Genomic DNA, 14,766 nt, shown 5'->3' on the forward strand with positions numbered 1-14,766 from the left:
CCTTAAGTGTGTTGGATAAAATATTAGTAAATGTTTAGAAAAGAATATTCATTAGTACTTTTTATCTAATGTTGCAACATCTTTAGTAGTTTTGTAATATTGACTAGAAAGAATTTTATGTTCAATCTTAAGATAATAGATTGGAGGGAGAATGTGTTCAAAAAAGAAACAGCAATTATTCTTTTCATTTTGGTTTTAATGTTATCCGCTTGTACGACTGAGAATACGACAATGAAGATTGATTCAGAGAATGATGAAAATCCAGTTGAAGTAACTGGTAAAGATCAAACGAATGACTATAATGGGGAAGAAGAAAGCTTGCTAAATGAAGATGATGAATCAGGTGCAGAAAAAAAGATTGGACCAGATATAAAATATTTAAGTGATTTAGAAACTATCTCCCTAATAGATTCACGTGAAGAGCTAAAGTCACAGAAGGGTGGACTACTAGTTGATGGGATTTCTATAGAAGATGAGGTCGAGGATACTAATAACAAACCTCTGGGCTCTGCGCAAATTATAGAAATCAAAGAAGAACTGGAAAATCTTACTGAACATATACAAGATCCAAAAGAACTGTATAAGGGAATCGTTTATTTATTAGGATCACCTAATTATAAAGAAACTATTGAAAAGGCAGAAAGTTTTAAGCCAGAATTTGAAAAACCTGACTTACCTGAATCTGGAGCCTCTAAAGGTGAAATATCAAAATCAGATAATGAAAAAGCTATTATCTTACTTGATGCAAGTTCCAGCATGTTACTATCAGTTGATGGGCAGGTGAAAATGGATATTGCTAAAAGAGCGGTAAAGGAATTTGGAGAATCAATCGGTGCGGATAATGATATTTCTTTAATTGTTTATGGACACAAAGGGTCAGAGTCTGAAATAGATAAAGATTTATCGTGTAACGGTATAGAGGTTGTATATCCTATGAATAGTTACAATAAAGCAGCATTTGAACAATCATTAACAACATTTGAAAGTAAGGGCTATACTCCATTAGCAGGTGCTATAAAGAAAGCGAACGAGATGGCTATAGATTATTCTGGGCCAGTCACTGTATATATTGTCAGTGATGGGGTAGAAACATGCGATGGTGACCCTGTAATAGAAGCAGAGAATTTTTCTAGTAATATGGAAGAACAACAAATTAATGTTATCGGTTTTGACGTTGATGAAGAGATAGAGAATGAACTAAAACAGATTTCACAAGCAGGAAACGGCTCTTATTATTCTGCGGATAACGCGGAGGAATTAGATACAACTATTGAAAAAGAGTGGTTACCATCATATATTGATTTAGCATGGGCACATACGAAAGCCCCAGGCCCATGGGAAATATTGGATGAATATGATCGGTTTGATGTTGATCTAAATAAGATAAGAGAAATTATAAAGATAGAAAAATCAAGATATGACCAAGCAGTACAAATTATTCGTGTGGAACAGTTAACGGATCCAGAAGTTATGGATGAGTTATCTGATATTATTATTGATGAATATCGAATGAAATTAGATTTAATGAGTGAATTGCGTTCGGAGAAATTAGAAGTAATTGATCAGGAAGCGGAAGAAATTAGAGATATGGTTGATGAATGGAAAGAAGAAATGAGGCAAATAAAAGAACAACAAGATGATTTGTTCTAAAAAAACTGTCCAAGATTCTATTTTTGGACAGTTTTTCTATGAAAGATTTTTTTAGAAGAAGAGATGTTTATTAGCCTATCTGTGAAAAATTTGTTATGATATTATTGTAAAATAATTATACTTTACTTATATTAGTTCAAGCGTGGATTATTTAGTCTATTTAGTCTATATAAATGTGTGAACGCTTGTACATTTAAATTTGTAAGTACATACCTATAGAAGGAAAGGTGGAGGTTTCATGAGTAAACCAAAAGTAGTAATACTCGGTGCAGGGTATGCTGGTTTAGTTACAGCTAGACAGTTAACAAAGAAATTATCACAAGAAGAAGCGGAAATTGTACTTATTAATAAACACAATTACCATTATGAGAGTACTTGGTTACACGAAGTAGCTGCAGGTACACTTACTCCTAACCAAGCACGTTTCATGATTAGTGACGTAGTTAACCCTAATCGTGTGCGTTTAATTTATGATACTGTTTTAGAAGTAAATAAAGACGATCAACGTGTTGTATTAGAGAATAGCGAAGTTACTTATGATTACCTTGTTATTGCACTTGGTTTCGTAACGAACACATTCGGTATAAAAGGAATGGAAGAAAATGCCTTCTTTATTCAAGATATCGAATCTAGCCGCTTAATTGCAGAGCATATCGAATACCAATTTGCTAAATATAGTGCTGGAGAAATCACTGATGATGATGAATTGAACATCATAGTTGGTGGAGGTGGATTCACTGGTATTGAATTTGTTGGGGAGCTAGTCGAAGAAGTTCCAAGACTGTGTAAAAAATATGACATTCCACGTAATAAAGTGCGTATTATTAATGTGGAAGCAGCACCATCTATCTTGCCAATGTTTGATAAGGATTTAGTATCTTATGCCATCCAATCTCTAGAATCTCGTGGTGTTGAATTCCGCATGGGCGCTGCAATTTCAGAATGTACTAAAGAAGGCTTTATTGTTGGCGAAGATAAAGAACTCATCAAGGGTGGCACTGTAGTATGGACAGGCGGTGTAACGGGTAACCCTGTACTCGGAAAATCTGGCTTTGAAATTGTAAAAGGTAAAGTTAATGTAGATGCTGACCTACGCGTTCAAGGAGAAGAAAATATCTTTGCACTTGGAGATTGTTCATGGGTAATGGATAAAGAGTCAGGAAGACCATATCCTCCAACTGGACAATTAGCAACTCAAGAGGGTGTAGTAGCAGCTGAAAATATTAAAGCGTTAATTAATAATGAACCATTAAAAGACTTTATTTTTAGTGATAAAGGAACAGTTGCATCACTAGGTGTGACAGATGGTATTGGAAATATTTTTCAAGGTACGAAGATCAAAGGTAAATCAGCAGCAGCTATGAAGAAAGTAGTAGATGATCGTACATTATTCTTAGTTGGCGGACCAAAAACAGTACTTAAAAAAGGTAAATTCCGTCCTTTCTAACATTAAAGCGGAAGTGGCCGTAATCGCTCTATAAATTTGTTGCAAATTGAGGAGGTAATTTTGAATGAAAAATTTCTTATACGGTTTGTTACTTGTACTAGCAGCATTAGTCGGGTATAGAATTGCTAGTGATTATATAGAAGACACAAGAGACTTTCATTAATTAAAACGCAGACCATTTAGCATGATGCTAAATGGTTTTTTCTTTTAGCCCTTACATGAAATAATTGCTTTATCTCATACTAGTGATGGGAGGTGAAACAATTGTTGACAGTATTGTTTTCCATATTTTTATTTACTAGCTCCGCTGAGACCGAAGTGTTTCAAGTGGAAGATGATCAAAAGATTGTTTTAGATCAAGTTGAAATTGATCAATATTATTTATCTTATTTTGATCGAGTTTTTATAGATGAGAAGAAGTTAAATGTATTGATGGATAATTTAGAAAAAACATTGTATAAAGCTCCAGTAAATGCAAAACTCGCTGATGACAATCAAGTTATATCTGAAAAGCCAGGGATAACATTAGATAGAAGCAAATTTGAAATATTGTTTCGTGAATATTTTTATCAGAACAAGAACCAAAAGTTACAAGTACCTATAGTCAAGGTACATCCTAAGGTTGATAGCGGATTAATAAGAGAGATCAGTTCACGTCAGCTTGGAAGTTATGCAACCTTTTTTAAGACAAGTAATAAGGAACGATCACACAACATAAATCTAGCAGCTGAAGCAATTAACAATACGGTATTATTTCCTGGCGAGACATTTTCATTTAATGAAGTTGTTGGAGAAAGAACCAAAGAAAAAGGATATAAACGAGCGCCAGTTATTGTGAAGGGAGAATTATCTGAAGATATAGGGGGAGGAATATGCCAGGTTTCATCAACACTATTTAATGCAGTGGACCTTAGTGGAATTCAAGTCATTGAACGATATGCTCATAGTAAAAGGGTTCCATATGTACCTGATGGGCGTGATGCTACAGTAAGCTGGTGGGGACCAGATTTTGTTTTCAAAAACTTATATAATGAGCCTATTTTAATCCGTGCTAAAGCAAATCAAGGTAAAATGATTGTATCTGTGTATTCCTCAGAGTCTGCTGAACACTTTACCGGGAATGATTAGAGGGGTTTTTACAGGCCTCACCAGCTTTGCATTGTGCAACAGGTACTAGTTTTCTGTTTTTGGCTATATGCTTATAAATTACATCACCAAGACCAATAATCTTAAATAAGTATAGAAATGGTAAAAAACTCCATAGTAATGGAAGGGTCTTTGCAATTTGAATAATAGCATTAAAACCTTTATACCACGTGTCATGATGATACACATGTAAACTATGCTCCATTTCAACAGGATAATCTTCTAGATCTCGAAAAGTTTTAAAAGTTAAATGATTACCCCAGTCTAATTTTTTCCATACTGTAGAAGATGTTGTACATAGTTTACAGTAGCTATCATAATAGATAATCATGTTTTCACCTCCATAAAATTCTCTCAATATCTTATTAAAAAAGAAGTTAAATTCCAGTTTGGAAAATAACTTCTTTTTTATATTGAATTTAGTCTTGTTTGTGTAACTCTAATTCAAAGTTAATTTTAACTTCATCAGCAATAAGTACGCCGCCTGTTTCTACAGCAGCATTCCAAGTTAGGCCGTAATCTTTACGATTAATTTTTGCTTCCCCACTAAATCCTGCCACAGTATTTCCGCTCATTGGATCTTTGCTGATTCCTTCAAATGTTACATTAACTGTTACTGGCTTTGTTGTATCACGAATCGTTAAGTTGCCAGTTAAATCGTAGGTAGAATCAGATGTTTTTTTAATATCAGATGCTTTAAAAGTTATTTTTGGATGATTTTCTACATCAAAGAAATCCGCAGAGCGTAAATGTTCGTCACGACCATCGTTACGTGTATTTATACTTGCTGCATCAATCGCCACTTCTACTTTAGAATCTGATAAGTCTTCTGGATTTGCTTCAATAACTGCATCATATTTTTCAAACGTACCTTTTGCTTTTGAAATCATCATATGCTTAACTGTAAAACCTATCTCACTGTGTACGGCATCAATTGTCCATGTTGCTTTAGTCATAAAAAAATCCCCTCCGTAATTTGTATGTTAGTTACTTTATGTTACTAAGTATAAAATAATAATTTCGTTAGGTCAAGTATAATTAATTAAAAAATCTTTAATTAATTATAAAAAAGTAAGTTATTATTGTATTTTGTTTCTAAGTTGATAGAGATTGTTAATATATTTAATTAAGAATACTGCTTAATCCTCGCTACGGAAATACACTACGCTTTCCGCGGGGAGCTGGTGAGCCTCCTTCGTGCTGAAAAGCGTGTGCGCCTGCGTCTTCCAGTAATGCTTCGAAGCGGGCTTTCTCGGCGCAAGGGTACAAGGGAGATTATTCAAGTAGTTCCCTCACTACGTAGTCTCATCAGCCGCCCGCGGAAAGCGACTGCCCGGAGCGGAAATCAACAAGGCACTACATTTATCTTTAATTAAAGTAATTCGCCTTCTATACAAAATCTGAATTAGACATAATCTCTTTGTTAACAGGATCAGTATCACGCGGTAATTAGGAATGAAAGATGCTTGTATGTTAATTTGGTTAGGTGCTACTTGAATAGTTATTAATGCGATGGTGGGGTTGTTTAGCCGTTCCAATATTACTGGCTTTTTAATAAATATAATATATAAGCCAGTTTGTTCAAGGGGGTAAGGATACTTGGATAGAGGTACTATTATCCGTACGGCTGCATTAGTTATTGCTTTAACGAACCAATTTCTTGTAATGTTTGGAAAGTCACCACTTCCAATTGATAGTGAATTAATCGAACAAATTGTTTCATCCATATTTACAGTTGTGACTTCACTAGCTGCATGGTTTAAAAACAATTACGTTACAAAAAACGGGAAAAAGCAAAAAGAAATATTAGAACAAAATGGATTAACAAAGAAAAAGAATCCTTAAGGAAGATAAATTATGAATTCTAGTGGATGGAAATGTCTGAAATCCTATTAACTTGGTTTTGGTTGTATTTGCAGCTGCAGAAGCGTACAATATAAGTAACAAAAAAGCAATTTAATAGAAGCCAACAGGGGGAGCCATTTGGCTGAGAGTGAGCATATATGACACTAACGTGCTCAGACCCTTTGAACCTGTTAGTTAGTACTAGCGTAGGGATTGGTGGTTTTTTTGATGGATAAATTTGCAATGTGAGCGGAGCAGATTTGATTTAATCGTCAAATCCCATCAGGAAGCTTCCCCTAGGCATTGCTTTTTTTGTTGTGTTAAAAAGTTTTTAAATAGGGGAGAGAAGAACGATGTCGAAGAAAATCTTGTTTTTAGTAGAAGTTTCAATTTTTACAGCATTAGCTTTATTGTTGGATATTTTACCAATCTCATTTAAAATTTGGGCACAGGGTGGTTCTGTTTCCTTTGCAATGATTCCAGTATTTATTGTTGCATTTCGTTGGGGGATCAAGGGTGGATTGCTATCAGGTTTTTTATGGGGTGTTTTGCAAATTGCAACAGGTACAGCATGGATTATGCATCCAGTTCAAGGCTTTATTGATTATGCATTAGCATTTACTGTACTGGGTTTTGCTGGGGTGTTTGCAAAGCAGATACAACATAATGTTAAGGAAGGTAATACAAGTGCTTATCTTATGTATATATCTTTAGGGGTATTTCTAGGGTCAGTTCTTAGATTTCTTGCTCATTATGCTGCAGGAATTGTTTTCTTTGGATCTGCTGTTGAAGGACAACCAGCATGGATCTATTCATTAATCTATAATGGCTCTTATATGTTACCATCATTTATCTTAAGTGCAATCTTAGTCTTCTTTCTTTTCCATAAACAACCAAGAACCTTGTTGAATGCTACTAGTTAAATTTTATTGATACTCTGCTCACAATTAGAGGTTGGGACATAACTAAAGTGTTTAACTCAGAAAACGAACAATGTGCTACATAGCGAAGTATATTTCCGGAGCGGTATTTATGCACCGTCCACCAATCATGTTCGGATTTTCCTTTGAGAAAATACTTATGACCCAGCCTCTTAACTATTGGCACTTTTTTTAAAGATTGATGCTTATAACCATGACTTTAGTTTACATTTTTGTAATGACTATTGATATCTTTAATTCAGAAAACTGCTTAACCCCCGCTACGGAAAGCGAAGTATTCTGCCGGAGCGAATGGCAGCACAAAACTTTCATTAGTGTAAGCGAGAGCTAACTAATCTAAATTAAATTAATCAGGAGTTTCTATCAACTGTAAAACTTCAAAAAGCAACAAACTCTACGAAAAGAGCCTTACTATTTATGAGGGGGATTTGATTGCGAGAATTGATTGGTCTTTGTCATAACTGTAGGAAAGAAGTTTATTGTGTGAATGGTTTTTTTGATGGTGTTCAAGAAGATGGGGTACTATCTTGTCGCTCCTGTTCAGATGTATGGAGTGAAAGTAGTGAAGAAACAGAATAAGAAATGGAAGTGGATGCTCGTATGAAGGGCATCTTTTTTTATTTTATTTTGGATACTGGGCTAACTTTCCGAAAAGCTATAGCAAACAATTATATTTTAAAATATCCTTCTCGAAAGAATTGTAGCGTTATGACTATTTCTTGCATAGGCTATAGCACAATTTGAGAAAGGAAGGGATTAAAATGGATTTAACCTTATCCCATCTTCTATATGGTCTGTTTACAATTATTATTATCGTAACTATGATTTTTAGAAAAGGGGTTGTTTTGCCAACTATCCTTGGAACATTTGTTATTGCGTGGGTGTATACAGGTAATCTGATAGATGGTTTTACTGCGATTTTTAATGCCAATTTAATTGCAGCTCAAGAGCTATTTAGTATTTTTCTAATCATCATGTTTATGCTTGCCTTATTAAATTCCTTGCGAGATTTAGGGGCAGATAAGCGGATGATTCAACCCATACAAAAATTAATGGTGAATGGTCATGTTTCTTTTTTTATACTCGTAATCGTAACATATGTCATCTCCCTCTTTTTCTGGCCAACACCTGCTGTACCTTTAATTTGTGCATTGCTTGTTCCGGCAGCTGTAAGAGCAGGGCTTCCGGCTATGACAGCTGCAGTGGCTATTGCTTTAGCTGGTCAAGGGATGGCACTTTCCTCTGACTATATCGTACAGGTTGCACCAAGTCTATCGGGAACTGGAGCCTCCATTGATGCTGGTGCAGTAGCTGATAAGGCCTTTATCTTGTCGATGATAGCAGGTGTTGTTGCTATTGGATTAGCTTATTTATTATACAGAAAATCAATTCGGTCGAAAGATGATACTTTGAATGAAAAAGAACTAGAGTTGTTGCGAACATCGGAGAAGACTGAAAATGAAGCAAAAACGGAGAACTTGTCTACTTGGAGTAAGGTTTTTGCTATTTTAGTACCATTATCACTTCTTATGGTAGTTGTGGTTATGATGTACGGTAAACTCTTTTCTGGAGATGGTGGATTGGTAGGTGGTGATGGTGCAGCATTTGTAGGTGGGGTTGCTGCTATTCTCTTGCTTCTCTCAACCGTAGCTTTTGGTAAGCATCATGCTTTAAATTATATTAGCAACCACATTACGGATGGGTTTGTTTTTGCTTTTAAAGCAATGGGACCAGTTATTCCCATAGCAGGGTTTTTTTTCCTGGGAAGTCCTGATTTCTCGAGTTCGATATTAGGTGTTGAAAGCGGACCATCCTTGTTATTTGGTTTAATTGAATCTGTACAGGGATTCCTCCCTCAAAGTGCTATATTTGCTGCACTTAGTGTCATGGTTATTGGTATTATCACCGGTTTGGATGGGTCAGGATTCTCTGGATTACCATTAACAGGTGCATTAGCAGCATCATTAGAAACAGCTTCTATTGACGCCTCAACACTTGCAGCTCTTGGTCAATTAGGTGCAATTTGGACTGGTGGGGGAACATTAGTAGCCTGGTCATCACTAATTGCTATAGCGGGTCTCTGTGGAGTTTCCGTAATGGAGTTAGTCCGAAAGAATTTCTTCCCAGTTTTTATAGGGTTAATTGTAACGACATTGGCAGCAGTATTTATTTTTTAATCGGAAAAATTTACCGATGGATGGGAGGGTAAATATGACAAAGAATACGGAAGAAATTGTGCAAAGCTCACTTCAAGTATTATTTAATGATAATGATTTTTTACCAGAATTACAAAGTGAAATAAGGGAGAAAGCTTTACGTTCCTTACGCTCCATTCTTTCTACCCCGAATCAAGTCCATAAATCATTTTTGAGAGTTTCATTAGAAAATGGAGAGATTGTAAGAATTCCAGCTTTTCGTGTTCAGCATAACAATATATTAGGGGCTTATAAGGGCGGGATTCGATTTCATGAAACAGTCAATGAAGAGGAAGTTGTAAATTTAGCAACTTTGATGACATTAAAAAATGCCTTGCATGATGTTCCATTTGGAGGTGCTAAGGGTGGAGTTGTGATAAATCCGAGAGATTATTCTGTTAGAGAACTGCACTTAATTTGCAAGAGATATGTACAGTATTTTAGCAGTATTATTGGACCTGACAAAGATATCCCAGCACCAGATATGGGAACAAGCGAAAGAGAAATGGACTGGATGATGGGTGAATACAAGAGTATCCACCCGGGAGAAAGCTATCTTGATAGTTTTACAGGAAAAAGTGTCATAAATGGTGGTTCTCTTGGAAGAAAAATGGCAACAGGAAAAGGAGTATATTTTTCATTACGCTATTTACTTCATGATTTTCCAAAAGAACACAAGAATTACTTGAATAATCTTAAGAATAAATTTGCTGACACGATTCTAGAACAGGAAGGAAAACCGTTGAAGCTTGCTATTCAAGGTTTTGGAAATGTAGGTTCAGTTGTAGCGCTAGAAGCTTTTAATTGTACACATTTAGATAATCAAATAGTGGCAGTAAGTGACCGAAATGTAACATTGTACAATCCAAGTGGTCTGAATATACCAAAGTTAATCGAATATGCTTCTAAACATGGTGGGGACCTTCCAATAAGTAATGAACATCTGCAACAGGCTTCTATTTCAGCACAAATAAAGAAGAGAGATTGGTTGTTACAGATAGATGCTGATATACTTTTTCTAGCAGCTCTAGAGGACCAAGTACACAAGGATAATATGGATCAAATAAAAGCTAAAGTTATCATTGAAGGTGCAAATGCTCCTATTACAGGTATTGCAGATTCGTATTTAAGCGACAGGGGAACAGTTATAATTCCTGATATTCTGGTGAATGCAGGTGGTGTAATTGTATCGTATTTCGAATGGCTGCAAGGTAGAGAAACTCAATTCTACACAGAAAAAGAAGTTTATAAACGTCTGTTTAATAAAATGAAAACAACCTTTGATGTCGTTTACCCGCAATTTGTAAGCGACAATCTTCCATTAAGAGAAAATTGTTATATAGAAGCGATAATGAAGCTTTCAACTGTTTTATATAAACAAGGAAAGTTATACTAAAACTTTTATATAACAGAGCCTTTTCGCTTTACTTTATAAAGTTTATGTACTATGTCGAAGTTGATAGATATTCCTGATTTATTTAATTAAGTTAATCCACAATCTATACAAAATACAATAAAAAATATAGCCTTATATAAAGATCAGTTCCTAGTAAAAAGGAACTGGTTTTTTAATGGAAAAGTATGAAAAAAATATTATTATTAATTATTCAGATATTTACATTTATATAAAACTGTTATAGAATAAGTTCAGTACTTAGGTCAATGCGCTTTCATATGAGGGGAAATTACTATTACAGGGGAGGTAGAAAGAATTGAATGCTATTTTAGTTGCGATTATTGGTCTTGTTGTGTTTGCATTAGGTTATCGCTATTATTCTAAGTTTGTAGCAGAAAAGATTTTTAGATTAGATCCAAATTATGTTACACCAGCCCATAAATATAAAGACGGGGTGGACTTTGTGCCTACAAATAAATTTGTTTTGTGGGGACATCATTTTACATCAGTTGCTGGTGCAGCACCTATTTTAGGTCCAGCGATTGCACTCTATTGGGGATGGTTACCAGCATTATTATGGGTTATTCTAGGTACAGTGTTTGCTGCAGGAGTGCATGATTTTGGTACATTGGCATTATCAGTAAGAAACAAGGGGCAGTCTATTGGTACTATTGCTGATAAGTTAATTGGAAAAAGAGGAAAGTTACTGTTCTTATTTATTATTTTAATTCTTGTCTTGATGGTCAATGCCGTATTTGCCTGGGTAATTGCCAATTTATTTATTACTTTCCCATCAAGTGTATTACCAGTTATGTTTCAAATTCCACTTGCAATTGCAATTGGATATTTAGTTTACAAGAAGAACGTAAAGATGCTTATTCCTTCTCTTATCGTTCTTGCTATAATGTATTTTATTGCAGTACTGGCAGCTCAATATGAAGTGTTACAAATTGACTTAGTTCGATACATGGGTGGAGAAGACGGTGCCGGTTTATTTGGACTTGGAGCAGTGTCTACGGCATTTATGATTTGGATTGTATTTTTAATGGTTTATTGTTATATCGCATCCACTTTACCAGTCTGGAAGCTATTGCAGCCAAGGGACTTTATTAATTCCCATCAATTAGTAGTTGGTTTAGCAATTTTATATCTTGGATTACTATTCACAAATCCAGAATTAACTGCACCAGTGTATAACGAAAACCCTGATAGAAATTGGTTGCCACTATTATTCATTACAGTTGCTTGTGGTGCTATTTCTGGTTTCCATGGACTAGTTTCTTCTGGAACTTCTTCCAAGCAGTTAGATAAGGAAACAGATGCTCGATTTGTCGGTTATTTTGGTGCAGTAGGTGAAGGTATACTAGCCTTAATTTCCATTCTAGCTGTAGGAACATTCTTTGCAAATGCTGATGAGTTCTTTGGAACATATAGCAGTTTCAATGCAGCCAATGGAGCTGGACTCGGTGTATTTGTAGAGGGGGCAGCTGTATTAGCTGGTGGATTAGGTATTCCAGCTCATATTGCGGCAACCATTGTTTCCGTAATTGTTGTTAGTTTTGCAGCGACTACACTCGATACAGCTGTTCGTTTAATGCGCTACATTATTGCAGAACTAGGTGAGGAATATAAAGTTCCTGCATTAACTAAAACACATGTTGCTACCTCAATTGCAGTACTATCCAGTGCGGCACTTGTGTTAATCCCTGAAGGACCAAATGGATTTGGTTCCGGTGGGTACCTAATTTGGCCATTATTTGGTACATCTAATCAATTGCTTGCTGGTATAAGTTTAATGTTAATTTCAATCTGGTTAAAACGAAAAGGAAGAAGTTACGCCATTACATTGATACCGATGATATTCCTAATGATTATGACAATGGTTGCCTTGTTCCAACAAGTATTCCTTGAATGGGCTTGGTGGGGCACAGGTTCCAACACATTACTATTCGTATTAGGAGCAATCATCTTCGTCTTTGCATTCTGGATCGCACTAACGTCGTATTCAGTTATCACAGGTAAATTTGATGATGAAATTAATAAAAACAAGGTAGGATAAAGATAAAACTATGAAAAAGGGGTCATTACACATGATCCCTTTTTCTACATACTTGCATTAGAACATGCGTGAATTTGGAGCAATAGTGCTTTTTATTCGCGCCAGATAGTCCCCGTGCGTAATTTGTTTATATATTTCACATTTGTATTAATGTTGAAGGATTATTTAACTATGTCGTAGTTGATAGAAACTGTTGATATATTTAATTCAAAATAGTAGCGCTCGCTTTCACTTATGAATGTTTTCTGCTGACAATCGCTCCGGCAGAATACTTCGCTTTCCGCGGGCACGGCCTCAGCCTCCTCGCGGAAAGACATACTTGCGCCTGCGTCTCCTAGTAACGCTTCGAAGTAGGCTACCTCGGCGCAAGGGCCAAAGGAGCTAGTCAAGTAGTACCCTCGCTGTGGGGTCTTCGGACACGTGCTTTTCCCGCAGGACAAGGAAGGCTTCGTCAGCATTACATCGCACGAAGAAAATTGGTATTTATTTTCGAGGAGTCTTCGTATTCTGCCTCCGCTATGTTATAAGCTCTTGATAGCTTTAAAGCTATAGACCATAATGTCACGTTTGAGGTAGTTGTTTCTTGTTTAAACAGAGTTTTCGAGGTTAGAAACAAGTAGAGCAGGCACTTAGCGAAGGAAATACACGGAGACTCCTGCGGGAAGAAGAGCATCGGTGAGACTGCTGAGTGCGCCAGCGCGAAGGAGGCTCACCAGCTCCCCGCGGAAAGCGTAGTGTATTTCCGTAGCGGAGACAGAGCAGTATTCTGAATTAAAGATATCAAGACTCTATACAGAATACACGTAAACTATAAAAAATAAACAATTTACTTAGAAATGTGTTCTTATTATAAACTTACAAAAAGGTGGCGAGACGGATGATGCTAGATAAATTAAAACAACTTATTGAATGGTATGAGGAAGTACTTAGTATGCCACATCGAACAGAAATTGCGAGAGAACTAAGAAATGAAGATGATCTATTTCTTTTACTACTTTATTCCGAAATGATTGGAATACCAAATCCCGTATATTACTACACATTGGAACTTTATCCATACATGATTGAAAAATTCCATGATTGGCACCTAAGAATGGGAATGGATAAGTCACCATTAACAGGTATACGTTGCTGCTAACATAGAGAAAAGAGGGGATGAAATGAAAGAATTAGAGAAAAAAATTATCTTTGTTGGAGGAAAAGGTGGTGTTGGAAAGTCTACATCAGCAGCCGCCATTGCTTGGAAATCAGCACAATCAGGTAATCGTACATTGTTGATATCTACGGATCCAGCTCATAATCTGGGTGATATATTTAACCAGAAAATTGGAGGAAAGACTATTAATATATCAGAGAACCTGGATGCTCTAGAAATTGATCCGGAAATAGAAACAACAAAATATATTAATAGTGTTAAAGAGAATATAAAAGGTACAGTCAATACAACGATGATGCAAGAAGTTCATAGACAACTGGATACTGCAAAGGCATCACCAGGTGCGGATGAAGCTGCATTATTTGATAAACTTATATCAATCATTCTAGAGGAAAGAACGAACTATGATAAGCTTATCTTTGATACCGCTCCTACAGGACATACTATAAGACTTCTTTCATTACCGGAGTTAATGGGTGTTTGGATTGAAGGTTTACTAAAAAGACGTAAGAAAACGAATGAAAATTACACACAATTGTTAAATGACGGTGAACCGATAGAAGATCCAATATACGATGTCTTAAAAGAAAGGAAGGATAGGTTTCAAAAAGCACGAGAGGTTTTGTTAGATCATGATAATACAGGATTTGTTTTTGTACTTAATGCAGAAAGATTGCCTATTTTAGAAACTAAAAAAGCAATCGAATTATTAGACAAGTATCACCTACATGTGAAAACATTAATTATAAATAAGATATTACCAGATGATGTAGATGGAGATTTTTTACAACAACGGAAGGAACATGAAAAACACTATGTGGAAATGATTGAAGATACGTTCAAACATCAACAGCTAATTTATGTTCCACTATTTGCAAAAGATATTACAAGTAAACAGCAATTAGAGAAAATTAGTAGTTATTACTAGAAA

General features: G+C 35.6%; 13 protein-coding genes and 1 riboswitch. Of the genes, 11 read left to right on the top strand and 2 right to left on the bottom strand.

Going from position 1 to position 14,766, the window contains the following annotated elements:
- Positions 1 to 153 precede the first annotated feature (153 nt).
- The 3 genes from D8M06_RS00400 (at position 154) to D8M06_RS00410 (ending at position 4,225) form a co-directional block, all read left to right on the top strand.
- Positions 154 to 1,650: a vWA domain-containing protein gene (locus D8M06_RS00400; protein ID WP_158591716.1), complete on the top strand. Its 1,497-nt coding sequence runs from the start codon at positions 154 to 156 to the stop codon at positions 1,648 to 1,650.
- A 238-nt stretch (positions 1,651 to 1,888) separates the two neighbouring features.
- Positions 1,889 to 3,097: an NAD(P)/FAD-dependent oxidoreductase gene (locus D8M06_RS00405; RefSeq protein WP_121202383.1), complete on the top strand. Its 1,209-nt coding sequence runs from the start codon at positions 1,889 to 1,891 to the stop codon at positions 3,095 to 3,097.
- Positions 3,098 to 3,352: 255 nt separating this feature from the next.
- Positions 3,353 to 4,225, top strand: a complete 873-nt coding sequence (locus tag D8M06_RS00410; protein WP_421903940.1) for a VanW family protein — start codon at positions 3,353 to 3,355, stop codon at positions 4,223 to 4,225.
- Here the strand turns inward: D8M06_RS00410 and D8M06_RS00415 are convergent.
- Both D8M06_RS00415 and D8M06_RS00420 read right to left on the bottom strand, forming a co-directional pair.
- A complete protein-coding gene (locus D8M06_RS00415) occupies positions 4,209 to 4,574 on the bottom strand; it encodes a thiol-disulfide oxidoreductase DCC family protein (protein ID WP_121202385.1) in 366 nt (121 codons plus the stop codon). The two genes, D8M06_RS00410 and D8M06_RS00415, sit on opposite strands and share 17 nt — an antisense overlap.
- Positions 4,575 to 4,662: 88 nt before the next feature.
- The gene (locus tag D8M06_RS00420) at positions 4,663 to 5,199 is read right to left on the bottom strand and encodes a YceI family protein (RefSeq protein ID WP_121202386.1); all 537 of its coding nucleotides are present in this window, start codon (positions 5,197 to 5,199) and stop codon (positions 4,663 to 4,665) included.
- 643 nt (positions 5,200 to 5,842) lie between these two features.
- Here D8M06_RS00420 and D8M06_RS00425 point away from each other — a divergent pair.
- The 8 genes from D8M06_RS00425 (at position 5,843) to D8M06_RS00455 (ending at position 14,763) form a co-directional block, all read left to right on the top strand.
- Complete coding sequence (locus D8M06_RS00425) at positions 5,843 to 6,088, top strand: phage holin (RefSeq protein WP_121202387.1); 246 nt, start codon at positions 5,843 to 5,845, stop codon at positions 6,086 to 6,088.
- Between the two features lie 117 nt (positions 6,089 to 6,205).
- A riboswitch (TPP riboswitch) is annotated at positions 6,206 to 6,319 on the top strand.
- Positions 6,320 to 6,441: 122 nt separating this feature from the next.
- The gene (gene thiT, locus D8M06_RS00430; RefSeq protein WP_121202388.1) at positions 6,442 to 7,011 is read left to right on the top strand and encodes an energy-coupled thiamine transporter ThiT; all 570 of its coding nucleotides are present in this window, start codon (positions 6,442 to 6,444) and stop codon (positions 7,009 to 7,011) included.
- A 450-nt stretch (positions 7,012 to 7,461) separates the two neighbouring features.
- Positions 7,462 to 7,608 carry a hypothetical protein gene (locus D8M06_RS19935; protein ID WP_170150252.1) on the top strand — a complete coding sequence of 49 codons (147 nt, stop codon included), beginning with the start codon at positions 7,462 to 7,464 and terminating at the stop codon, positions 7,606 to 7,608.
- Between the two features lie 182 nt (positions 7,609 to 7,790).
- Entirely contained in the window at positions 7,791 to 9,206 is a 1,416-nt protein-coding gene (locus D8M06_RS00435) for a hypothetical protein (RefSeq protein ID WP_121202389.1), read from the top strand.
- Between the two features lie 34 nt (positions 9,207 to 9,240).
- Positions 9,241 to 10,620 (top strand): Glu/Leu/Phe/Val family dehydrogenase, encoded by a 1,380-nt coding sequence (locus tag D8M06_RS00440; RefSeq protein WP_121202390.1) that lies wholly within the window; start codon positions 9,241 to 9,243, stop codon positions 10,618 to 10,620.
- A 316-nt stretch (positions 10,621 to 10,936) separates the two neighbouring features.
- A complete protein-coding gene (locus tag D8M06_RS00445; protein WP_121202391.1) occupies positions 10,937 to 12,679 on the top strand; it encodes a carbon starvation CstA family protein in 1,743 nt (580 codons plus the stop codon).
- Positions 12,680 to 13,559: 880 nt separating this feature from the next.
- Complete coding sequence (locus tag D8M06_RS00450; protein WP_121203060.1) at positions 13,560 to 13,817, top strand: cory-CC-star protein; 258 nt, start codon at positions 13,560 to 13,562, stop codon at positions 13,815 to 13,817.
- Between the two features lie 22 nt (positions 13,818 to 13,839).
- Complete coding sequence (locus D8M06_RS00455) at positions 13,840 to 14,763, top strand: ArsA family ATPase (protein WP_121202392.1); 924 nt, start codon at positions 13,840 to 13,842, stop codon at positions 14,761 to 14,763.
- Positions 14,764 to 14,766 lie beyond the last annotated feature (3 nt).

The sequence above is a fragment of the Oceanobacillus halophilus genome (genome assembly GCF_003628505.1).
GTDB classification, from domain to species: domain Bacteria; phylum Bacillota; class Bacilli; order Bacillales; family Amphibacillaceae; genus Oceanobacillus; species Oceanobacillus halophilus.

Bases quoted from the DNA above. Each gene is read 5' to 3' on its own strand.
- D8M06_RS00455 (WP_121202392.1), top strand. From the start codon at position 13,840: ATGAAAGAATTAGAGAAAAAAATTATCTTTGTTGGAGGAAAAGGTGGT.
- D8M06_RS00420 (WP_121202386.1), bottom strand. From the start codon at position 5,199: ATGACTAAAGCAACATGGACAATTGATGCCGTACACAGTGAGATAGGT.
- D8M06_RS00435 (WP_121202389.1), top strand. From the start codon at position 7,791: ATGGATTTAACCTTATCCCATCTTCTATATGGTCTGTTTACAATTATT.
- D8M06_RS00415 (WP_121202385.1), bottom strand. From the start codon at position 4,574: ATGATTATCTATTATGATAGCTACTGTAAACTATGTACAACATCTTCT.
- D8M06_RS00450 (WP_121203060.1), top strand. From the start codon at position 13,560: ATGCTAGATAAATTAAAACAACTTATTGAATGGTATGAGGAAGTACTT.
- D8M06_RS00440 (WP_121202390.1), top strand. From the start codon at position 9,241: ATGACAAAGAATACGGAAGAAATTGTGCAAAGCTCACTTCAAGTATTA.
- thiT (WP_121202388.1), top strand. From the start codon at position 6,442: ATGTCGAAGAAAATCTTGTTTTTAGTAGAAGTTTCAATTTTTACAGCA.
- D8M06_RS00405 (WP_121202383.1), top strand. From the start codon at position 1,889: ATGAGTAAACCAAAAGTAGTAATACTCGGTGCAGGGTATGCTGGTTTA.